General features: G+C 39.5%; 20 protein-coding genes. 10 read left to right on the top strand and 10 right to left on the bottom strand.

Annotated elements, in window-relative coordinates; all coding sequences use genetic code 11:
• The first annotated feature begins 61 nt into the window (after window positions 1–61).
• Window positions 62–1,285, top strand: coding sequence for a DEAD/DEAH box helicase (locus AAG807_RS19665; RefSeq protein ID WP_341907865.1), 1,224 nt, complete (start codon window positions 62–64; stop codon window positions 1,283–1,285).
• 413 nt (window positions 1,286–1,698) lie between these two features.
• Here AAG807_RS19665 and AAG807_RS19660 read toward each other — a convergent pair whose 3' ends face one another.
• The 3 genes from AAG807_RS19660 to sppA all read right to left on the bottom strand — a co-directional run bounded on the left by AAG807_RS19660 (window position 1,699) and on the right by sppA (window position 5,259).
• The gene (locus AAG807_RS19660; protein ID WP_341907862.1) at window positions 1,699–2,115 is read right to left on the bottom strand and encodes a hypothetical protein; all 417 of its coding nucleotides are present in this window, start codon (window positions 2,113–2,115) and stop codon (window positions 1,699–1,701) included.
• Between the two features lie 259 nt (window positions 2,116–2,374).
• Window positions 2,375–3,385 carry a UDP-N-acetylmuramate dehydrogenase gene (murB, locus tag AAG807_RS19655; RefSeq protein WP_341907861.1) on the bottom strand — a complete coding sequence of 337 codons (1,011 nt, stop codon included), beginning with the start codon at window positions 3,383–3,385 and terminating at the stop codon, window positions 2,375–2,377.
• A gap of 95 nt (window positions 3,386–3,480) precedes the next feature.
• Window positions 3,481–5,259, bottom strand: coding sequence for a signal peptide peptidase SppA (sppA, locus tag AAG807_RS19650; protein WP_341907859.1), 1,779 nt, complete (start codon window positions 5,257–5,259; stop codon window positions 3,481–3,483).
• Between the two features lie 103 nt (window positions 5,260–5,362).
• On the opposite strand from sppA, the gene folK reads away from it, so the two are divergent.
• The 3 genes from folK to AAG807_RS19635 all read left to right on the top strand — a co-directional run bounded on the left by folK (window position 5,363) and on the right by AAG807_RS19635 (window position 8,432).
• Window positions 5,363–5,899: a 2-amino-4-hydroxy-6-hydroxymethyldihydropteridine diphosphokinase gene (gene folK / locus AAG807_RS19645; RefSeq protein WP_341907857.1), complete on the top strand. Its 537-nt coding sequence runs from the start codon at window positions 5,363–5,365 to the stop codon at window positions 5,897–5,899.
• An 81-nt stretch (window positions 5,900–5,980) separates the two neighbouring features.
• Window positions 5,981–7,681 (top strand): hypothetical protein, encoded by a 1,701-nt coding sequence (locus tag AAG807_RS19640; RefSeq protein WP_341907854.1) that lies wholly within the window; start codon window positions 5,981–5,983, stop codon window positions 7,679–7,681.
• A 100-nt stretch (window positions 7,682–7,781) separates the two neighbouring features.
• Complete coding sequence (locus AAG807_RS19635) at window positions 7,782–8,432, top strand: hypothetical protein (protein WP_341907852.1); 651 nt, start codon at window positions 7,782–7,784, stop codon at window positions 8,430–8,432.
• 19 nt (window positions 8,433–8,451) lie between these two features.
• Here AAG807_RS19635 and AAG807_RS19630 read toward each other — a convergent pair whose 3' ends face one another.
• The gene (locus AAG807_RS19630; protein WP_341907850.1) at window positions 8,452–9,291 is read right to left on the bottom strand and encodes an OmpA family protein; all 840 of its coding nucleotides are present in this window, start codon (window positions 9,289–9,291) and stop codon (window positions 8,452–8,454) included.
• Window positions 9,292–9,360: 69 nt separating this feature from the next.
• Here AAG807_RS19630 and AAG807_RS19625 point away from each other — a divergent pair, with 69 nt between their 5' ends.
• The 4 genes from AAG807_RS19625 (at window position 9,361) to AAG807_RS19610 (ending at window position 13,365) form a co-directional block, all read left to right on the top strand.
• Entirely contained in the window at window positions 9,361–9,894 is a 534-nt protein-coding gene (locus AAG807_RS19625; protein ID WP_341907847.1) for a glutathione peroxidase, read from the top strand.
• 207 nt (window positions 9,895–10,101) lie between these two features.
• Window positions 10,102–12,054 (top strand): DNA topoisomerase (ATP-hydrolyzing) subunit B, encoded by a 1,953-nt coding sequence (gyrB, locus tag AAG807_RS19620; protein WP_341907845.1) that lies wholly within the window; start codon window positions 10,102–10,104, stop codon window positions 12,052–12,054.
• 88 nt (window positions 12,055–12,142) lie between these two features.
• Entirely contained in the window at window positions 12,143–12,748 is a 606-nt protein-coding gene (locus AAG807_RS19615) for a hypothetical protein (RefSeq protein WP_341907841.1), read from the top strand.
• The gene (locus AAG807_RS19610; RefSeq protein WP_341907839.1) at window positions 12,745–13,365 is read left to right on the top strand and encodes a CoA pyrophosphatase; all 621 of its coding nucleotides are present in this window, start codon (window positions 12,745–12,747) and stop codon (window positions 13,363–13,365) included. Before AAG807_RS19615 ends, AAG807_RS19610 begins: the two co-directional genes overlap by 4 nt.
• On the opposite strand, the gene AAG807_RS19605 is transcribed toward AAG807_RS19610, so the two are convergent.
• The 6 genes from AAG807_RS19605 to AAG807_RS19580 all read right to left on the bottom strand — a co-directional run bounded on the left by AAG807_RS19605 (window position 13,362) and on the right by AAG807_RS19580 (window position 19,127).
• Complete coding sequence (locus AAG807_RS19605; protein ID WP_341907835.1) at window positions 13,362–14,849, bottom strand: DUF5723 family protein; 1,488 nt, start codon at window positions 14,847–14,849, stop codon at window positions 13,362–13,364. The genes AAG807_RS19610 and AAG807_RS19605 overlap by 4 nt on opposite strands.
• A gap of 293 nt (window positions 14,850–15,142) precedes the next feature.
• On the bottom strand, window positions 15,143–16,003 hold the full coding sequence (locus AAG807_RS19600) for a metal ABC transporter permease (protein ID WP_341907832.1): 861 nt from the start codon (window positions 16,001–16,003) through the stop codon (window positions 15,143–15,145).
• Complete coding sequence (locus tag AAG807_RS19595) at window positions 16,000–16,836, bottom strand: metal ABC transporter permease (RefSeq protein ID WP_341907828.1); 837 nt, start codon at window positions 16,834–16,836, stop codon at window positions 16,000–16,002. The genes AAG807_RS19600 and AAG807_RS19595 overlap by 4 nt, the downstream gene beginning before the upstream one ends.
• Before the next feature lies 1 nt (window position 16,837).
• Window positions 16,838–17,566 carry a metal ABC transporter ATP-binding protein gene (locus AAG807_RS19590; RefSeq protein WP_341907825.1) on the bottom strand — a complete coding sequence of 243 codons (729 nt, stop codon included), beginning with the start codon at window positions 17,564–17,566 and terminating at the stop codon, window positions 16,838–16,840.
• Window positions 17,563–18,465 (bottom strand): zinc ABC transporter substrate-binding protein, encoded by a 903-nt coding sequence (locus AAG807_RS19585; RefSeq protein WP_341907821.1) that lies wholly within the window; start codon window positions 18,463–18,465, stop codon window positions 17,563–17,565. Before AAG807_RS19585 ends, AAG807_RS19590 begins: the two co-directional genes overlap by 4 nt.
• The gene (locus tag AAG807_RS19580) at window positions 18,462–19,127 is read right to left on the bottom strand and encodes a metal-dependent transcriptional regulator (protein ID WP_341907932.1); all 666 of its coding nucleotides are present in this window, start codon (window positions 19,125–19,127) and stop codon (window positions 18,462–18,464) included. The genes AAG807_RS19585 and AAG807_RS19580 overlap by 4 nt, the downstream gene beginning before the upstream one ends.
• A 133-nt stretch (window positions 19,128–19,260) precedes the next feature.
• Between AAG807_RS19580 and AAG807_RS19575 the strand changes: the two genes are divergently transcribed.
• Window positions 19,261–19,680, top strand: coding sequence for a nucleoside-diphosphate kinase (locus tag AAG807_RS19575; RefSeq protein ID WP_341907819.1), 420 nt, complete (start codon window positions 19,261–19,263; stop codon window positions 19,678–19,680).
• Window positions 19,681–19,770: 90 nt separating this feature from the next.
• The gene (locus AAG807_RS19570) at window positions 19,771–20,307 is read left to right on the top strand and encodes a 2'-5' RNA ligase family protein (RefSeq protein WP_341907816.1); all 537 of its coding nucleotides are present in this window, start codon (window positions 19,771–19,773) and stop codon (window positions 20,305–20,307) included.
• Window positions 20,308–20,461 lie beyond the last annotated feature (154 nt).

Genomic DNA, 20,461 nt, shown 5'->3' with positions numbered 1-20,461 from the left:
GCCTAATCAGCGCAATCAGCGGGAGACCAAAATTTGGGTTAACTTTGTAAAAAACTGTTTCATGTTATTTTCGGATTATCCCATCTCCAAAGAAATCAAAGCTCAATTAGAAGTCTTAGGTTTTAAACGACCAACCGACATTCAATTCAAGGCGATATCGCCTATTTTGAATGGAGAAGATGTCTTTGGTATCGCCCAGACAGGAACTGGAAAGACGGCGGCTTTTGCCATTCCGATTATTCATAAACTGAGCAGCTCGAAAGCAAAATCGAAAAGTCCCAGATGTATCGTCATGGCTCCGACAAGAGAACTGGCAGAGCAAATCAAGCAGGCATTCGAAAGTATTGCCAAAGGTTCTGACATTCGTATTACAGCAATTTTGGGTGGATTGGAACAAGACAAACAGATTCAGGAATTGAAAAGAGGAACCGATGTGGTGGTTGCAACTCCCGGTCGTGTGTTCGACTTGCGTTCACAAGGTTTTCTTTCATTGGATTCCATTCAATTTTTGGTCTTGGATGAAGCTGATCGCATGTTAGAGTTAGGTTTCGCACACGATATGAAGGCAATTCACAAACTTTCTCCTCAGCGAAATCGCCAAACCTTATTTTTCTCGGCAACCATTGATAAAAAGATCAAGGCCTTAGCGTATGATTTGGTGCGGGATGCAATCCGGATTCAAATTTCCCCGAAAGATCCCGTTGCAAAGAATATTGAGCACGGATACATCAAAGTGGAAATGGATGACAAGCGCTTCTTCCTGGAGAATATCATCAAGGAGTATGAAGACTTCAAATACATCGTTTTTGTCCGGACAAAAGTTCGTTGCGAACGCGTTGTTGCCGCAATGGAACGCGTAGGAATTCACTCTGAAGCATTGCATGGTGATGTGGAGCAAAAAGAACGATTCAAAGTATTGGAACGATTCAGATCAAGCGAAAACAAAGTGCTCATCACAACAGACGTTGCTGCAAGAGGTATCGATATCCAGGGCATTGATTATGTCATCAATTACGACTTACCCGATCAACCGGAACAATATGTCCATAGGATTGGAAGAACAGGTCGTGGTGAGAATAAAGGACAAGCGCTTTCCTTCTGTAGCAAGGACGAAGAAAAAATTCTGGAAGAGCTTGAGTTGTACTTAGGATACGATATCGAAGAAATTGTAATCAGCAAAGGAGACTACTCCGCCATTCTAAGAGATACGGAAGATTTGACCTACGATTGGAAGAAACTCTTGGACGAGGCAAATGAAGAAGACGGAACCAGTGATAGCTGGTAATTAATCACGAATTCCCAGTGCCGAATTCCGAATTAAGAGATTTTTTGTCGGAGCGGCAACTCACTTCTCACAAATGTAAAACCAAAACATACTTAGCTAGTCACAAAAAGAATACCAAACTCATACTATACAGATACTGTATGGATAGAGCATGGATAGAGCATAGATAGAGTATGAAAATGTTATGGATTTAACACATATACTAGTCTGCTTCAGATAAATGTTTACTGTTTTTAAACTTATTCCAAAGTCTTAATATCCTGACATCCTAAAATCCTAATGCCCAAAAAATTCTCACAAGTGTAAAAATACATTCGTAATTCGTATCCCGATAGCTATCGGGACGTAATTCGTAATTCAAAAAAAAGACCGTCTTTCCAAACAGTCTTTTCCAATTAATTACGCTATGAGAGTTAATTACAGGAGACAATATCATATTGGATATCGATCTGAGAAAGTTGGACATCCATTTCATTCCAGGAATACAATTCAACATACAATCCGGTAGTTGAATCGAAAATAGTTACACGGCGATCTTTTTTGCGGTACGACTCATACGATTTGGCATCAAATAATTGTCGTTGTGAACGAAGAACCATCTGATTGTCTTCAAAACGATAAGATTGTGCCATGACATAATTCAATTTAGCCAGCTTACGCGTATCCTTTTCCAATTCAGCGCGTTGTTCAGTTGAAAAATTCACTTGGATCAATCGCTGGGTAACGGGTGCGCAATCCGTGAATTTTTGTACAAGGGTAATGGTGTTAGTTTGAGAGAATCCTACTAAGCTTATACAGAGAAAAGCTAAAATGGTAATGGTAGTTTTCATAGCAGTGCGTTTTAAGATGATCTTAATAATGGCTTTCATTATTAACTATCTAAAAGCTACAAACTATTTAAGTAGGAATCAAATCTGTGGGAATTCTAACAAATCAACTCAGCGAAACAAACCGCATATTTACTGATAGTTGCAAAACAATCATCAAAACACGCAATTCATCCTAAATCAAGTTTTAATCATTATGCAAGCATAAATATTCATCCGCAAATGGGTTCTGCTCATTTAATACCTAAATGGATTTAGTTGACTACAAAATATTCACTTCGCGCTCCAGAGTCACTCCGAATTTGGAGCGGATATCTTCAATGATCATGGTCGACAGATCAAAAATTTCCTGTCCGGTTGAACCTCCGTAATTCACCAAAACCAAAGCCTGCTTCTCGTGAACACCACAGTTTCCGATGCGTTTACCTTTCCATCCTGCCTTTTCGATCATCCAACCGGCAGCCAGTTTCTCTTCTCCGGATTCTTGCGGATAATGAGGTGCATCGGGATAATTGGTCGCGATCTTTTCAAAATCCGATTTTGAAACAACCGGGTTTTTAAAGAAACTTCCTGCATTCCCCAGTTCTTTCGGATCCGGAAGCTTACTTCTGCGGATATTCATCACCGCCTGACTAACGGTATCAACCGTAATGTCCTCCACTCCCATCACTTCTATTTCAGATTGGATTGCTCCGTAAGTGGTATTCATTTTCGGATGTTTCAATAATTCATAAGAAACAGAAACAATGACATATTGATCCTTCAAAGCTCTTTTGAAAACACTTTCTCTATAACCGAATTGGCATTGTTCCTTATTGAAGGTATGCAACTCCAATGAATCGATATGAAGTGCTTCCAACGAAACAAATGAATCCTTTATCTCGGATCCGTAAGCACCGATATTTTGCATCGGGCTTGCACCGACACTCCCGGGAATCAAACTCATATTCTCTATTCCACCCCATCCTTTTTCAACCGTGTATCGAACAAAAGAATGCCATTCTACTCCGGATCCTACTTTTAAGACAATACTTGTTTCTGTCTCATTGACCGCTTCAATTCCTGAAATTTCATTCTTCATAACGAAAAACGGCAAATCCCGCGTAAGCAAAACATTACTTCCGCCGCCAAGAATAAACAAAGGAGTTTCAGGATCTCTATTTGCCAATAAACTTTTCAATCCATCAATTGAATCGAAACGTCCGAATGACTTTGCTTTGACGTCAATTCCAAACGTATTATAAGGCTTTAAAGAAATATTGTGTTCAATCATGCCGCAAAAGTAAGGAATTAAAAAAACAGTCGAGAAACAGTCGGGGCGAATAATTATTCGCCCCGACTGTTTTTTATGTGATATCTGATCAATTTTTAATGAAAGTCAATCTCGTAAGGCATTCTCATCTGAATTCCACTGTAAGATTCCAATTTCATCAATCTTTTCGTCAAATCATCAATTACTTTCGGAACGGCTTGCTGTTTGATTTTTACCGATTCCTGATCTTCTTGAGACAACTGCTCCAAAATATCTTCGAACGGATCTTCTTTCACTTTCGGATAGTATTGAACTTTCGCATCCTTGATTTTCGCTTCTTTGATTGCAAAAGCCAATGCATCATTCATTCCACCCAGTTTATCAACCAATCCGATTTTCAATGCATCTGTACCCGTCCAAACGCGGCCACGCGCAATTACCTGAACCTGATTCGTCGTCAAACCTCTTCCATCTGCAACGCGCTTTTTAAATTGCGTGTAAATCTGGTCTACTTCAGCCTGGATCAAACTCATTTCTTCCGGGGTCAATTTTCTATTGGTTGACAGCACACTGTGTTTATTTGTTTGAACACGGTCAAACGTTAAGCCCAACTTGTTTTCCATGAAACCACCTGTGTATGGAATCACACCAAATACACCAATTGATCCGGTAATGGTTGTTGGTTCCGCAAAAATGGTGCTTGCCGGTGTTGAAATGTAATATCCTCCGGATGCAGCAACATCTCCCATGGAAACGATCACTTTCTTTTTCTTTGTAGTAAGCGAAACTTCTCTCCAGATCTCTTCTGATGCCAAAGCACTTCCTCCCGGACTATTCACCCGGAAAACAACCACCTTGATCTTATCATTGTTGCGAACTTCCCGGAAATATTTACAAATCTTCTCGGAAGTCATCTCATCTCCATTAACGGTGATTGCACCTTCCGCAACAATGACTGCCACATTTGCACTGGACAAGTCATCACTAAAAGCCAATTGCTTGTTTTTAAATGACTTTTTTGCATACTCCTCAAACGTCATGATATCCTTCAAATCTTTCAATTTGGATTTTTTCAAGACAATAGCTTCCACTTCATCGCGGTATTTTGCTGCATCGATCAATTTGAATTTCACGGCATCATCCACGCGCTGAATTTTTGCGTTCTCAGCAATGTCATTCAACTCAGCAACCGTTATTTTGCGGTCTGCCGCAATCTGAGAACGGACATCCGACCAAATGGAGCTCATATAACGTTCTGTTTGCAAACGACTTGAATCACTCATGTTTGTTCTGAAGTATGGCTCAACTGCACTTTTAAAATCGTTGTTTGAACCGCGGATAACCTGCATCTCGATTCCCAACTTATCAAAGGTATTTTTGAAGAATATCAATTCGCCTCCCAAACCGATGAATTCCATCGCGGAAGTGGAAAAACCATATACTTCATTAGAAACAGAACTGATGTAATATTGTTTTTGAGTGATCACTTCACCATTTAAATAGGCAACTACGAATTTTCCCGATTTCTTAAAATCTTTCAATGCATTGCGAATTTCCATTGCTGTAGCATAACCGCATTGTACATTCCCCAACTCCAGATAAATCCCTTTCACGTGCTTGTCCTCTTTTGCTTTTTCCAAACCGGTCAGGATATCGGACAGACCAGTTGTTTTATCCATTGAAAAGCTTGGAGCATTCAACGTCGATGAACTTCTTTCTCCGATTGCGCCGCTAAGAGTCATATGTAAAACACTTGAATCCTTTGCATTTGGTTCGTCACCAAATAGAGATCCAAAAACAATCAGCCAAAAAATCCAACCGAAAACGGATAAGATCATTGAGGCTAATAACGATGGCCAAAATATGCGCCAAAAAGAAACTTTAACTGTAGACATAGATACTAAACTTTGAAACAAATATACGCCCAAATAAAAAGTCTTCTCATCTTTAATGATGTAAGTTATCTTTACTCCATCAAAAGGATAAATATTGATTTGAATGGTAAGTCAAAAAGAAAGCGTTTATAACGAACTCATCTATATTGGTATCGGTACAAATTTGGGGAATAGACTGGATAATATAAAGGTTGCCATAAAGGAGATAAGCTCCCAGGGAATCCGTGTTATCCGAACCTCTTCCATTTACGAGACGCCTGCTTGGGGGTTTGAATCCGGCGATTTATTCCTAAATGCGGTATTTGAGTGCGAAAGCCCAATAAAACCAATGGATTGTTTAAAAGCCCTTCAATTTGTGGAAAAAAAAATGGGCAGACAGAAGACCATTAAAGAAGGTTACGAATCCCGAATTATTGACTTGGATATCTTACTCTATAAAGATCAACAAATCAGTTTCCCCGAATTAACAATTCCGCACACCTATATTACTGAAAGACAGTTTGTAATCGACCCGATGCACGAGCTGACCGGTTCCTTTTTCTTTCATTCACTCAAGAGCAGTTTTGAAGACCTAAAAATTAAATTCAAAAACCCGGAATTTCCATTCGTCGTTTATAACCCACCACTTGTCAATGAATAAATACACATTAATCTTCATAGGTTAAAAAATAATGTTTATTATTGCAAGGAATTTTATTAAGGTAGTAACTAACAATTGAATATGAAAAAGCAAAGTATCAAAGGATTAGCTTTTTTCGCTGTAGCTGGTTCGCTTGTATCAAGTTGTGATCTTCTAAAGGATCTAGAGTACACAGTAACTCCTAGCCCTCTTGAGATGCACGCTGACAGTGTACGCGTAAAAGTTGATGTCAAATTCCCTGAGAAAGGAATTAAGAAAAAAGCATATGCTGAAATCACTCCGAAATTAGCTGGAACATCGTTGAAAACGGTAACAGTACAAGGAGAGAAAGCAACAGCAAATGGTACAGTAATTCAGTACAAACCAGGTGGTACAATGACATATACGGATGTTGTTGCTTACAAACCGGAGTTTGAATATACTGAGTTAATCGTAACTGGTAAAGTATTCAAAGGTGGTAAGGAAAAAGCTGGACAATTTGAGGATAAAGAAATCGCAAAAGGTACCATCATCACTCCTTACTTGGTAAACAAAGATTTCAAGTGTATTTACGCGAAAGATGAGTTCAAGAGAGTAATCGAGCACACAGCTCCTGCTCAATTCAACTATTTGAAAGGTAAATTTGATGTTCGTAAAACAGAATATAAGGATTCTGATATGGTGAATTTAGGAAACTGGTTGGCTGCTGCTCAATCAAATCCTAAAATCAATATCAAATCTATCAACATCACTGGTTACGCATCTCCGGAAGGGGAAGTTGCTAAGAATGAGACATTGTCTTCTGACCGTGCTAATTCTGGTAAAGGTGGTATGATGGAAGTAGCTAAGAAAGCTAAAAACGAAAAAGCTTCAGGTGAAATTTACAACTTGGCTGGTCGTGGTGAGGATTTTGACGGTTTCAAAGTTCAATTAGCTAAAAACACTTCTATCAAACAAGAAGATAAAGATTTGATCTTACGTGTACTTCAAATGTATGCTGATCCAAATCAACGTGAGACTGAAATGAGAAACTTAGGTAAATCATTTACAGAATTGGACAAAACAATTTTCCCATTGTTGCGTCGTGCTGAAGTTAGCGTTGTTTACGATCTAACAGGATACTCTGATGACGAATTGAAATCAATCTCTGCTTCAGATCCACAAAAATTAACTTTAGAGGAGTTGTTATTCACAGCTACTTTGACAGAAGATTTGAACGAGAAAGGTCGTTTATACCGTGAGGCTGAGAAAAAAGATCCTTCTGATTACCGTGCTGCAAACAACGTTGGTGTTGTATTGTACAACCAAGGTAAAATGGCAGAAGCAAAATCTCAATTCGAAAAAGCAAACGGATTGAAAGACAATGCAATCTCTAAAAACAACTTAGGTGCTGTTGCCGGAGCAAGCGGAGACCGCAAAAAAGCTGCTGATCTATTCGGTCAAGCTGGTGGTGCTGGTGACGAAGTGAACTACAACAAAGGTATCTTGGCGATTCAAAACGGTAAGTATGCTGATGCAGTAAGTTCTTTCGGTGGAACTGCTTCTTTCAACAAAGCTTTAGCTCAATTGTTGAACGGTGATGCTGCTGCTGCAATCAAAACTATTGATGATTCTAACGATAAAGAATCAGGTCAAGGGTATTACTTGAAAGCAATTGCTGCTGCTCGTCAAAGCAAATTGACTGATTTGGTTAGCAACTTGAAAAATGCAATCGGTAAAGATGCTGCATGGAAAGCTAAAGCTGCTAAAGATCGTGAGTTCTTGAAGTATGCTGAAGACGCTTCTATGTCTTTCATCAAATAAGAAATTAACTTCTTAAATATAGACCCCGGTCCCGTACATACGGGATCGGGGTTTTTTATTACATTTAATCTTTAATCCAACAATACCAAATCAACATCCGATGAACTCAATCTTCCTTCGCGCGAAACACTGGCAATTATTTATCCCACTGATAGCAATTCCATTTGTCACCTTGCTTGTTTTTGGTTTCGCAGTTGCCATGATCCTATTAGGACACAATCGCAATCCAAGAGGACCTGAGGAGGCTGTTTGGATCTTCTACTTTTTCCCTCTTATCTTTGCTCTTTGTGGATTTATTCAATTTGCCTGGTTCTGGAATGTTATTACCAAATTGAACGCATTGGTTCCAACTCGCAGAGGCAAATTTCCAATGGGAAGAATCAAGCTGTTTTTCTTTATTCCGATTATTTATTTCTGCGTGTTTCCGTTTTTCATCGCTTTTGCAGTCAAAACAACCGCCATATCTGATCCAAGTGCTAACCAAATGTTGCAACTAGGTCTATTAGGAATTCTTGTTTTCATCCTTCACTTCTTAAGCATCTTCTGCATCCTTCATACGATCTATTTTGCAGCGAAAACCATTCGAAGTGCGGAGCTGAAAATAAATGCACGCTTTTCAAGCTTTGTCGGGTATTTTTTCCTGATCTGGATTTTTCCTGTCGGAATTTGGTTTATACAACCACGTATCAATGCGCTTCTGGACAAAGCAAATCGTTCTTCTTCGTCAATGAGTGAAGAACTCCTGGATTGATTCTAAAGTGGTTTAACCGCTAAATAAACTCAAAGTCTACTCTTCGATTCAGTTGTTTTCCTTCGGAAGATTTATTGTCGCCTATCGGGTTCTTTTCACCCTTGAAATCGATTACGATCCGATCCCGTTTCAGTCCTGCTTTCACGAAGAAGTCGATAATTGCCTGAGCCCTGCGTTCAGAGAGCTGGACATTGTATTCATCAGAGCCATCTGCGTCCGTGTGTCCCGTCACCCGAACACGTAAGTCGGTGTGACTGTTGATGACGTAGACAATCCGTTTCAGGAACGCATCGTATTCCGGGCGAATTTCAGCCTGGTCATAATCAAAATAAATCGGTTCAAAATGAAAGTTTTTCCGCTCCGAATCCCGGATCTCTTTCGACTTCCGACCATTCTTCAGATCTTCTATAAAAATCGGTCTCCAGGATTGCAATTCAACAATTGTTTTTTCCCGTGAAACCGTTTCACTTACTTTAAAACAGACTATTTTCCCGCTTACCCCTTTGCATTCCAGGCTATAGAATTTCCCTTGCAAATAACCGGTTGAATCCACGTAAGCCAGTTCGAAATCGAGTGCACACCAGCGATTTCCATAAAGATCCTTCTTTTTTATGATGGTCGATTGCTTTCCTTTAATGACTCCGTTTTTCGTTTCCGTTTTAAGCACCCGAACCACATACGCATCCTTTCCGTTCAACTCTTCCCGGGTACTTATTTCCTTTCCGAAATCAAAATAAATAATCGATGCCTGGTCCATTTTCTGACCGTCACGAATCAATACACCCTTCCAAACTCCGGTTACCTGAGCATTGGTAATGAGTGATACAACCATTGAAAAAATGAAAAGTTGATACTTCATGTTCACTTATTCGTTAATTTTAGAAAAAAGTTGCCTTTTTGGTCGCTTATCACCAATAAAATTTTGATTATGAAAGCAATACTATTTTCTCTTTTCGTCCTTCTAAGCGCAATTGCTTCCTCCCAGACAATCTACGACTTCAAAGTAACGGATATCGATGGCAACCAGTTCGACCTGGCTTCACTGAAAGGAAAGAAGGTCATGATTGTCAATACAGCCTCCAAATGTGGTTTGACACCGCAATATGAGGAATTGGAAAAGTTGTATGAAACATACAAGGGGCAAAACTTTGTGATTGTCGGGTTCCCATCCAATGACTTCATGTCGCAAGAACCGGGTTCCAATGATGAGATCAAGGAATTCTGCAAGAAAAATTACGGGGTGAGTTTCCCGATGATGAGTAAAATCGAAGTGAAAGGAAAAGAAATGCATCCATTGTATCAGTTCCTTACGGAGAAAAAGAAAAACGGATTCTCAGACAACTCTGTGAAATGGAATTTCCAAAAGTACCTGATCAATGAAGAAGGGAAATTGGAAAAAGTAATCGCACCGGGAACAAAGCCCTTATCGGAAGAGATTACTTCGTGGATTACCGCAAAATAATTCTAAAAAGACTGCATCGAAAGCCTCAAGTGATTGAGGCTTTTTTGTTTTAAAAAGGTTTGGATCAGGGAGCTTCCATCCTCTTTCGATTTTCTTAATAATTTGTTGATAAGTACTGGTGCCTTAACCCTTTTTGGCTCTGAAAAAAGCCTTGAATTTCGTATATTTGTTCTGCATTGAAAAATGCACTTTTTAAGCAACTTATTTATGAGCGAAGAAAAAAAGAATCAGGATTACTCTGCGGATAATATTCAGGTATTAGAAGGCTTAGAAGCTGTTCGTAAGCGTCCTGCCATGTACATTGGTGATGTTGGAGTAAAAGGTCTTCACCACCTTGTTTATGAGGTCGTTGACAACTCGATTGATGAGGCCTTGGCTGGTCATTGTGATACGATCGGTGTTTGGATCAATGAGGACAACTCGATTACAGTTAAGGATAACGGTCGTGGGATTCCAACCGGTATCAATAAGAAAGAAGGAAAGTCTGCATTGGAGATCGTTATGACGGTACTTCACGCCGGTGGTAAATTTGACAAGGACACTTATAAGGTTTCCGGAGGATTGCACGGGGTTGGGGTTTCTTGTGTGAATGCATTATCCATTCACTTACATGCAATTGTTCACCGCGACGGAAAAATATTTGAACAGGAATACAGCATTGGTAAACCATTGTACGAAGTTCGTGAAGTTGGGAATTCACCTGATCACGGTACGGAAGTCCGATTCAAACCGGATGCAACCATCTTTGATTATACCGAATATAATTACGACACGCTATGTGCACGTATGCGTGAATTGGCTTTCCTGAACAAGGGAATCACCATTACAATTACGGATTTAAGAGATGTTGACGAGAATGGAAAACCGGTTTCGAATGTATTCCATTCCGAAGGAGGTCTTCGTGAGTTCGCGCAATACCTGGATCGCAATCGTGAGCCATTGATTGCTGATGTAATCTATTTCGAAGGAGAACGCGAAGGAATTCCAGTTGAAGTTGCATTGACTTACAATACTTCTTACACAGAGAATATCCAGGCTTACGTCAACAATATCAATACACATGAAGGTGGAACTCACCTTTCCGGTTTTAGACGTGGTTTGACAAATACCTTGAAAAAATATGCTACGGATAGTGGGATGTTGGCAAGAGAAAAAATCGAAATTGACGGGGACGATTTCCGCGAGGGATTGACAGCTGTTGTTTCGGTAAAAGTTCAGGAACCACAGTTCGAAGGGCAAACGAAAACAAAATTGGGTAACCGTGAAGTTACAGCACCGGTTTCTCAGGCAGTTTCAGAAATGTTATCTATTTATTTAGAAGAACATCCGGCTGAAGCGAAAATAATCGTTGATAAAGTAATTCTTGCTGCAAGAGCACGTCACGCTGCACGTAAAGCACGTGAAATGGTTCAACGTAAAAATGTAATGACCGGTTCCGGTTTACCTGGAAAACTGGCAGATTGTTCTGAAAAAGACCCTTCATTATGCGAAATCTACTTCGTCGAGGGAGATTCGGCGGGTGGAACTGCGAAACAAGGTCGCGACAGACACTTCCAGGCTATCATGCCACTTCGCGGAAAGATCTTGAACGTGGAGAAAGCCATGCAGCATAAGATCTTCGAGAACGAGGAAATCAAAAACATGTACACTGCTTTAGGAGTACGAATCGGAACAGAGGAAGATTCAAAAGCACTGAACCTGGACAAATTACGCTATCACAAGATCATCATCATGTGTGATGCCGATGTCGATGGTTCACATATTGAGACACTGATCTTAACGTTCTTCTTCCGATACATGAAAGAGTTGATCGAGAATGGTTATATCTATATCGCAACTCCACCGTTATACCAGGTGAAAAAAGGAACGAAAGCTGAATATGCATGGAATGAAGATCAGCGTGACGTTTTAGTTACACAATTAAAAGGGAACGGTCCGGATTCTTCTGTAAATGTTCAACGATACAAAGGTTTGGGTGAGATGAATGCAGAGCAATTATGGGATACGACCATGAATCCGGAACACCGGACATTGCGCCAGGTTACCATTGAAAATGCAGCCGAGTGTGATCAGATCTTCTCCATGTTAATGGGAGATGAAGTTCCACCAAGACGTGAATTCATAGAAAAGAACGCGAAGTACGCAAAAATTGATATCTAATCGAAAAGTCCTGATCCCGTGCGTACGGGATCAGGGCTTTTTTTTATATTTATATCCAAATCAATTTTAGTCAAACGAAACCCGTCTTATGATTCATCGATTATTACTCTTGTTAATTCCAACCTTCCTGGTTGCAGGATGTTTTGATTATGACAAAGAAAATAAGGAGATCAGGGAAGCTTTCAAAACCAACCACTACAATTTCAAATTGGATAAAACCCTTAAATACGAAGGGATCTCATTTAAAATTCCGGAACACTTCAAGAAAAATTACTCGCATAATTATACCATCAAGAATTCTTCTTTAACACGGACATGCAATGCATTGAACATCTATTTTTCAGTGGAACGCTTCAATGATTCTGACTTAAACCGGGATTTTGTTTACGACTTTGTAGTCGAAGATGATCTCTTGAACACCTTTCAGGATGCGTATGTTTGGCGCAGGTATGAATCATTGGATAACTCCGGCGTGTCCATCAAGAAAGAACTTCCGAAAACGTATAAACACAAAGGGGTCATCCAAACCATTTCCGGTGACGGAACCTATTCAGGACAGGCATATTATGTCACATCTACCATGAAAGTTGGGGATGACTACTATGTTTTTCAATGGATTACAAGCAAACCGGTCATGAATTACACTTATGACGACTTCGAACAGATCTTGAAAAGTGTAAGGAAATCAAAATGACACACGCGGATTTAATTAAGCGGTTCGAAAAAGAATTACCCGGCGAGAAATCGCATTTGTCATTCATGCCATTCAGAGGCAGCTCGATGGAAGAAATTAAAAAAGGGATTGCCTTCCGGGATGCAGCAGTTGCCATTATTCTATTCCACAATTCCGAAAACAAACTTTGCACGATTGTAACCAGAAGACAAGAATACGATGGCTCTCACAGCGGACAAATAAGCTTTCCGGGAGGAAAAAAAGAATTGGATGATGCAAACCTGCTTGAAACTGCAATTCGAGAATGTTATGAGGAAATCGGGGTTCACGCAAGCAATTTTGAATTGCTAAAAGAACTAACCCCGCTTTTTGTTCCTGTAAGCAAGTTTCTAATCACTCCCTACGTTTTCTACTCCTCCAACCAATCATTCGATTACATGCGTTCTGAACGCGAAGTAGCGGCGATACACGAGCTGGACTTACTCGATCTTTACAAGTCCGAATCAGTTGTCACCATCGATCTGAAAATCAACCTGGAATTCACCATGAAAAATGTTCCCCACTTCAAGCAGGGAGACATTCTTATTTGGGGAGCAACTGCTCTTATCTTAAATGAATTAAAGGATATTTTATCCTAGAATCTTACACGGGCAAAACCCAATGCAGCTGAAACGCTTGTTCCATCCTTTAAAAAGAAACTCAACGCATCTCTGGAGGCTACACCGAATTCATAGGCTCCATCCTTGATAATGAAGGTCAATCCAAGTGGCATATTGTTTTTATAAACTCCGCCGCCGTAATATCCGATACTCAATTGAAGCCATTTCACAGGAATGATATCTCCACCGAATGAATAAACCGGATTTTGAATGGATCCCGGATTTTCCTTATTGAACGGAGCTACCACATCAAATCCTAAACGAAGGTATTTAATCGGTTCAAAGCTTACTCCAAATCTGAAATCAGACGCATTGATCACCGTATACTTTTGTTCTCCCTCCAAGGTCAGCAATCCATTATCCCGCACCAACTGATTGACTGTTTGGGTAATGTTATCACTATTTACGCCGCCTACATTAAAGCTTGCAAACAAAGTATCTTTCACTTTGTAAACATTTCGCTTATACGTTACCGAACCGATATTATTCACAGCAGCAGCTATCCGTAGTTTGTTAAAAAGGATGATACTTGCAGAAAGGTCTACTCCAAATCCATACCCCATAACAGGTGCATTTCCCTTGCTTTTCTTGGGGATCGAATTGGAACCACTGATATTTCCATAATCAATATCGAATGTTGGTGTAATGGCAGAATACATCCTTAAACCGTCGTCATCCGAAGTCATATTGAACATCGCCATGGAAGTGATCAATCGCGCGCCAACACCTGCATATACTTCACACACGGAATCCTTACCGAACAGTTTTCGTCCGTAGCCAACATTATAACTTCTATTCCAGACCATCTGGATTTGGGTTCCCTTGGTCAATTCACTGATCCGGATCGGAACATTCAATGAACCGCTGACAACATGTCCCATTGAATCTTCGGAAAGGCTCGCATTATTGGCAATTCTGGAAGTATCTGATCCATAAACAACCGTAAGTGAGTCGAAAACGGAGGATAATTTTCCTCTGAATAACAAATCAGTAGTCTGCGAATTCATTTTAGAATACCAACTGTAGTTTTCCCGGATATTGAAGGCAATTCCACCAAATTTTTCTCCATAGTATGAAAATCCAAGCCAGTTGTAATCAAAATTGATTGCAACACCCGACTCTGCATAGTCACCGGCAGACTGTAATTGTCTTTTGTAATCCACTTCGTTCGGATTCTTATGTTGAGCAGCATTGTACAAAGTACTCGTCAGATTCTGAAGTTTTTTGGAATTTAATGACGGAGATGAAACTCCAAAAGCAAACTCCGAAGTTCCGGTCGTGAATTTTTTTCCTGCATAACGCGGTCTCCAACCAAGTGCTGAAGTATTGATCCCAAGGGAGTGATAATCTGTCACGAATGGAGTTGCAACTCCTTTTCCAACTGTTGGAAAGGCAACGCCCTGTGTTTGGGAAAATGAAAATGAATAAGTAAGTAGAAATACCAGAAATAGTTTTAGCTTCATAATTGTAGTTTGAAGCCTAAAGAAACAAAAAAAATAAGAGAAAGTACTGCTTTCGATAAATTTATCCGCGGTAGTGGACAATGAGATGCAAAAACAAAAAGAGGAGTAAATTCACTAGAACTTACTCCTCTTTTTGCTAAACCATGCTAAAACTATAAAACCCAAAACTAACAACTATGAAATTGTTGTTCTTGAAACAAAGGTAAGCCGGATTATTGATATAACAACTTTATCTTCCTTTTTTTTATTCAAATAAAGCTTCTATTCTTGAATTCTTGAAAAAGGTATTTGACTCAAATTCGGTTCGAAACTCCGCTTTTCTTATAGGGAGAAACCAGGACAGAGATCAAAAAAATCGAGCCGTTAACGCATACAATCAATGGAGAGATAGAAATATTGATCCACTTTCCCAGAAACACTCCAACAACGCAAGATACTATTCCTATACATGCAGAATACCAAAATGTTTTCGCCAAAGTTTTGGAAAACTGCAAAGCTGTTGCAGCCGGCAGCACCAATAATCCTACTACGAGAATCACTCCGACACTTTCAAAACTCAAAACGGCATGAATACTTAAAAGCAACATCAATACCAATTGGAATGCTTGAATAGGTATCCCGACGAATGAACCAAATTGTGGATTGAATGCCCAAACTTTCCATCCCTTGAATCCAATTGTAATCACCAAAAGTAAAATTGCAGTCAGAGGTAATAATTGTAAAATTGCACGGGTTCCATAAAGGTATTCCCCCACAATCACCTGATCCAGAATAGATGTTTCCAAATCTCCATATAAAACACATTCCTGATCCAGGTCACTATTTTTCCCCGCAAAAAGCGCAATCATCAAAACTCCAATAGCAAATAAGAAGGTGAAGGTAAATCCAATTGCTGCATCTTCCTGGATTCGCCATTTCTTTCTGAGGAAATCGATTAAAAAAGTCGTCAGGAAACCTGTCACTGCAGCTCCGAAAAGCATCGGAACAGAGTCTTTCGTCCCACTCAGCAAATAAGCAACTACAATTCCCGGTAAGACCGCATGAGAAATCGCATCGCCAACCATAACCATACTTTTTGAAACAAGCAAGACTCCGAGTAAAGATGCCGGTATGGCAACGGAGCAAGCGGTCAATATCATTAACACATCGTTCATCCTATTCTTCTACTTTTAAATGGAATCCGTACCAAAAGAGCTACTGAAATTGCACAAACACTCAAAACCATAATAATGCAAGGTCCGGTGGGGATATTTTTTCCAAGGATTGATATATAGGAACCAATCAAGGAAGAAGACGTTCCGAAAATTAGCGATAGACTAATTAATGAACGTAGCTTGTAGGTGAGCATTCTGGCCGTCAAAACCGGAATGATTAAAAGAGCTGACATCAAGACAACCCCCACTGCTTGAACTCCCATTGCTACAACCAAAATGGTCATCGAATTCAGAATAAAGTCGTTCCAACGGAGGGAAAACCCCTTACTGATCATGAATTCCTTATTGAAGGCAAAACTGAACATGACACGGTACCTAAAAAAGGTAATTGCGATGATCAGAAAAGAAACCACTGAAAACAAGTAAAGATCTTCGATATTCAAGGCCGCTATTTTACCAAAGAGAAAATCGCTTAGTCCCGCTTGTCCATCGTCCGGTCTTCCCTGAATATAGGAAAGCATTGCTAATCCCAATGCGAAGAAAATACTCAAGGTAGCAGCCACAATGGTGTCAGACTTCAGTTTTGTTTTCCGCTGAAGCCAGGATATCTGCTGGGTAGCAAGCCAACCGGCTATAAATGCGCCCAACATCAGGATGATGGTATTCCTTTGCCCTGAAACAATATATGCCAGAACAATTCCGGGTAAAATGGAATGAGAAATCGCATCACCGATCAACGATTTCTTCTGAAGGAAGGTAAACGTTCCAACCAAAGCCGCAGAAACTCCGATGAGTGCTGTTCCAATAAATACAATCCAAATACTTAAATCCATCTTATTTTCTATTCAACAAAAGAGTCATTCCATAAGCCTTTTCAATATTCTCAGATTTCAGAATTTCATCGATCGGACCATTTGCAATCAATTTCTTATTCAGCAGAATCACATCATCAAAGTATTGAGCCACCACAGATAAATCATGATGGACGATTACTACCGTTTTTCCTGAATCCCTTAATTTTTGAACGATGGATAGGATCGAATTTTGAGAAGCCATGTCAATTCCAACAAACGGTTCATCCATTACGATCAATTCAGCTTCCTGTGCAAGTGCCCTAGCTAAAAAAACACGTTGCTGCTGACCACCCGAAAGCTGCCCGATCTGTCGGTTGGAAAACTCGGATAATTGAACTTTCTTCAATGTTTCTTTTACAATTTCCTTGTCTGTCAAAGTGGTTCGTGCCCACCATTTTTTAGGGATGATTCTTCCCATTGCCACCACTTCCTCCACTGTTATTGGGAAATCCCAATCTATGGATTCCCTTTGCGGAACGTAAGCAATTTTCGAACGGTATTTTTCCAATGATTCACCAAAAAAAGTCACTTCCCCTTTCTTGATTGGAATAATTCCTAAAATCCCTTTCAACAAGGTTGATTTCCCGGAACCATTCGGACCAATGATCCCGGTAATTTTTCCGGAACTGATGGATAGTGAAATATCATCTAAAGCGAGTGTGTCCCGATATAAAACTGTTAAACCACTTATTTCAATTGCCTTTCTCATTTCAATCCTTCTTTAATGGAATTCACATTGTGACTCAACATACCGATATAGGAATCAGCGCCACTTCCTTTGGAACCTAAGGCATCTGAAAAAAGGGTTCCTCCGATTCTCACGTGATGTCCTCTGCGCTCAACAGAACTCAAGACACTTGTTAAGGCTTTCGGACTTACCGAATTTTCTACAAAAATGGCCTTCACATCATTTTGAACAATGAAATCAACCAAGTCAACAACATCCCGCATTCCAGGTTCCTGTGAAGTCGATACTCCTTGCAATGCCTTCACCTGAATATCAAAAGTTCTCCCGAAATAATGAAACGCATCATGCGAAGTGATCAGGACTCTTCTTTCTTTCGGAACCTCGCTCAGTTTCAACTTCAATTCCCTTGTTTTTTTCTGGACCTTCAAAAGAAATTGATAGTAGTTTTCCCTGAATTCCAATTCATAATCCGGATACAAATCGACCAATTTATCTACTACCCCATTCATACTATGAACCCAGGAATCCGTATCAAACCAGACATGTGGGTCAGGTGTTGTTCCATCCGTGTATAAAACCTTATCTTTTGGAAAATCCAATTGAAAGGAGACTACCGCTTTTCTTTCAGACAAACGACTAAATAATTCAGCCATTTTTCCCTCCAGGTGAAATCCGGTATAAACAACCAATTTCGCATCATTCAACAGAACCACATCACTAGGCCTCGGATTGTATGTATGCGGATCGACTCCCGGACCCATTAGGGATTTAACAGTCAATCTATTCCCAACGACCTGTCGCACACAATCTGCAGTTATAGAAGTGGAGCAAACAATCAGTTTTTCATTTTCTTTCGTTTGTCTGACCTTGCAGCCTATTAGCAAACAAATGCAAATTACTATGTAAGCTAAATTCCTCATAGTGGTTTTATAGCTATTTGTTTGGCAATTGTGATTGAAAATTGTACTTGTTTACCATCCATCTGGATCATAATGGAGCCATCAAAACTTAGTTTGTCCATCACATCTATTTGAGTTCCCAAATGCAATCCTATCTTATTCAAGTATTGCAAAAATTCTGTCTGGTCATCTTCCACTCCCATAATGATGGCTTTCATGCCAATAGTAGCTTCAGATAAAAGAATCCGATTCGAAACAAATTCTATTCTACCATCCTTACCTGGAATTGGCTCCCCATGAGGATCAACTTTAGGGAAGCCTAAGAACTCATCAAGTCTGTCTGTGAGCTCGGTGGATTGGATATGTTCCAATTGTTCAGCAATCTCATGAACTTCATCCCAGCCAAAACTGAGCTTATCCACCAAAAATGTTTCCCAAAGCCTATGTTTACGAATAATTGCCAATGCGTGAGAACTCCCCAAATTCGTTAGAGCACAACCTTGGTATTTTTGATACTCTAACAGATCCTTTTCACATAACTTCTTTAGCATATCTGTTACAGAAGAGGCTTTAGTAGTCATCTTATCTGCTAAATCATTTGTCGAGATTGCTCCTTCAATGTCCTGACTTAGTGTGAAAATAGCCTTCAAATAATTTTCTTCGCTCTGAGTTAATCTTAACACGCTTCTTTTTTTTTTACAAATATAAAACTTTTTTTTAGACTTGTCTAAAAACACAATTAATTAAGTGGTCTCGAAGCTATCAGGTTGAGAAAATAGTTGTATTTTTGCACCAAATTATTCAAATCAATTTAAGATGTCAGGCAATAGAACATTCACAATGTTAAAACCGGATGCGATCGAAAATGGTCACATGGGAAAAATTATTGATATGATTATCCAAGCAGGATTTTCGATCAAAGCAATGAAATTTACTCGTTTAACGGAGGAACAAGCAAAAAAATTCTACGAAGTTCATGCTGAACGTCCGTTTTATGGTGAATTGGTTGAGTACATGACATCCGGACCGATCGTTGCTGCAATCTTGGAGAAAGACAATGCTGTTGCTGATTTCCGTGCATTAATTGGTGCTACAGATCCAGCTGAAGCTGCTGAAGGTACTATCCGTAAATATTATGCAGAGTCAAAAGGAAGAAATGCAGTTCACGGATCTGATTCTGATGAGAACGCTGCAATTGAAGGTAAATTCCATTTTGCTGATTCAGAGGTTTTCTAATTAAATCTCTTTCAAAATAATTAAAGCCTTACTTTTAGTGAGGCTTTTTTTATGCACTGATATTATCTGAATTAAATTGATGGTTTAACGATGAATCAATTAGACATTTTTGGAACAAAAAAACACGAGTACTTGCTTGTTATCGAACCCGATTTGAAAACAACAGATAGAGTAATTGCAATGAAGGAGTTGTTGAATAAGACAATTTCATTAACGACAGATTCCTTACAATCGAAACCACACATCAGTTTATGTTACTTTGAAGCAAATAATTATTCTGAGGAACTAATTCTTTCCAGAATGAAACAAGCCATTTCTTCCATTAAGCCCTTTGATATTCTTTTAGTGGGTTGTGAGAAATGGAAGAATGGAACCTTCATACTAAAAGTCCATCAGGATGAGCGCATCCGGCAATTTCAGCAAGAATTATCAGCTGTTTTTAAAGGGGTGATTAAAACTCCGCATCTGACAATCGCCCGAAACCTTCCGGAACGATCTCTCACTAAACTTTCACTTGCTGATTATGACTACAATGGGCGTTTCACTTGTGAATCAGTACTTCTATTAAAAAGAAATGGGAATGAGCCTTATCAATTGCTTGAACAAATTGACTTATTAAAGTCATAAACTCCTTAAATGTTTTTAATTGAAATAGCTTGGTAAAATCCATCTACCAGAGATTATTGAACGCAAAAAAGCCGTTCCTTTTTGGGGAACGGCTTATTAAAAGTGGCATCGACTTACTCTCCCACCCTCAAAAGGGCAGTACCATCAGCGCTAA

Origin of the sequence: Fluviicola taffensis DSM 16823, assembly GCF_943372375.1 — a bacterium.
GTDB classification, from domain to species: Bacteria; Bacteroidota; Bacteroidia; order Flavobacteriales_D; family Crocinitomicaceae; genus Fluviicola; species Fluviicola taffensis_A.
The sequence above is the reverse complement of the archived record's forward strand: the minus strand, read 5'-3'. Positions and strand labels throughout refer to the sequence as shown.

What these genes read in the sequence shown, in the direction of transcription:
- AAG807_RS19665 (WP_341907865.1), top strand. Translation starts at nt 62, where the DNA reads ATGTTATTTTCGGATTATCCCATCTCCAAAGAAATCAAAGCTCAATTA.
- AAG807_RS19660 (WP_341907862.1), bottom strand. Translation starts at nt 2,115, where the DNA reads ATGAAAACTACCATTACCATTTTAGCTTTTCTCTGTATAAGCTTAGTA.
- murB (WP_341907861.1), bottom strand. Translation starts at nt 3,385, where the DNA reads ATGATTGAACACAATATTTCTTTAAAGCCTTATAATACGTTTGGAATT.
- sppA (WP_341907859.1), bottom strand. Translation starts at nt 5,259, where the DNA reads ATGTCTACAGTTAAAGTTTCTTTTTGGCGCATATTTTGGCCATCGTTA.
- folK (WP_341907857.1), top strand. Translation starts at nt 5,363, where the DNA reads ATGGTAAGTCAAAAAGAAAGCGTTTATAACGAACTCATCTATATTGGT.
- AAG807_RS19640 (WP_341907854.1), top strand. Translation starts at nt 5,981, where the DNA reads ATGAAAAAGCAAAGTATCAAAGGATTAGCTTTTTTCGCTGTAGCTGGT.
- AAG807_RS19635 (WP_341907852.1), top strand. Translation starts at nt 7,782, where the DNA reads ATGAACTCAATCTTCCTTCGCGCGAAACACTGGCAATTATTTATCCCA.
- AAG807_RS19630 (WP_341907850.1), bottom strand. Translation starts at nt 9,291, where the DNA reads ATGAAGTATCAACTTTTCATTTTTTCAATGGTTGTATCACTCATTACC.
- AAG807_RS19625 (WP_341907847.1), top strand. Translation starts at nt 9,361, where the DNA reads ATGAAAGCAATACTATTTTCTCTTTTCGTCCTTCTAAGCGCAATTGCT.
- gyrB (WP_341907845.1), top strand. Translation starts at nt 10,102, where the DNA reads ATGAGCGAAGAAAAAAAGAATCAGGATTACTCTGCGGATAATATTCAG.
- AAG807_RS19615 (WP_341907841.1), top strand. Translation starts at nt 12,143, where the DNA reads ATGATTCATCGATTATTACTCTTGTTAATTCCAACCTTCCTGGTTGCA.
- AAG807_RS19610 (WP_341907839.1), top strand. Translation starts at nt 12,745, where the DNA reads ATGACACACGCGGATTTAATTAAGCGGTTCGAAAAAGAATTACCCGGC.
- AAG807_RS19605 (WP_341907835.1), bottom strand. Translation starts at nt 14,849, where the DNA reads ATGAAGCTAAAACTATTTCTGGTATTTCTACTTACTTATTCATTTTCA.
- AAG807_RS19600 (WP_341907832.1), bottom strand. Translation starts at nt 16,003, where the DNA reads ATGAACGATGTGTTAATGATATTGACCGCTTGCTCCGTTGCCATACCG.
- AAG807_RS19595 (WP_341907828.1), bottom strand. Translation starts at nt 16,836, where the DNA reads ATGGATTTAAGTATTTGGATTGTATTTATTGGAACAGCACTCATCGGA.
- AAG807_RS19590 (WP_341907825.1), bottom strand. Translation starts at nt 17,566, where the DNA reads ATGAGAAAGGCAATTGAAATAAGTGGTTTAACAGTTTTATATCGGGAC.
- AAG807_RS19585 (WP_341907821.1), bottom strand. Translation starts at nt 18,465, where the DNA reads ATGAGGAATTTAGCTTACATAGTAATTTGCATTTGTTTGCTAATAGGC.
- AAG807_RS19575 (WP_341907819.1), top strand. Translation starts at nt 19,261, where the DNA reads ATGTCAGGCAATAGAACATTCACAATGTTAAAACCGGATGCGATCGAA.
- AAG807_RS19570 (WP_341907816.1), top strand. Translation starts at nt 19,771, where the DNA reads ATGAATCAATTAGACATTTTTGGAACAAAAAAACACGAGTACTTGCTT.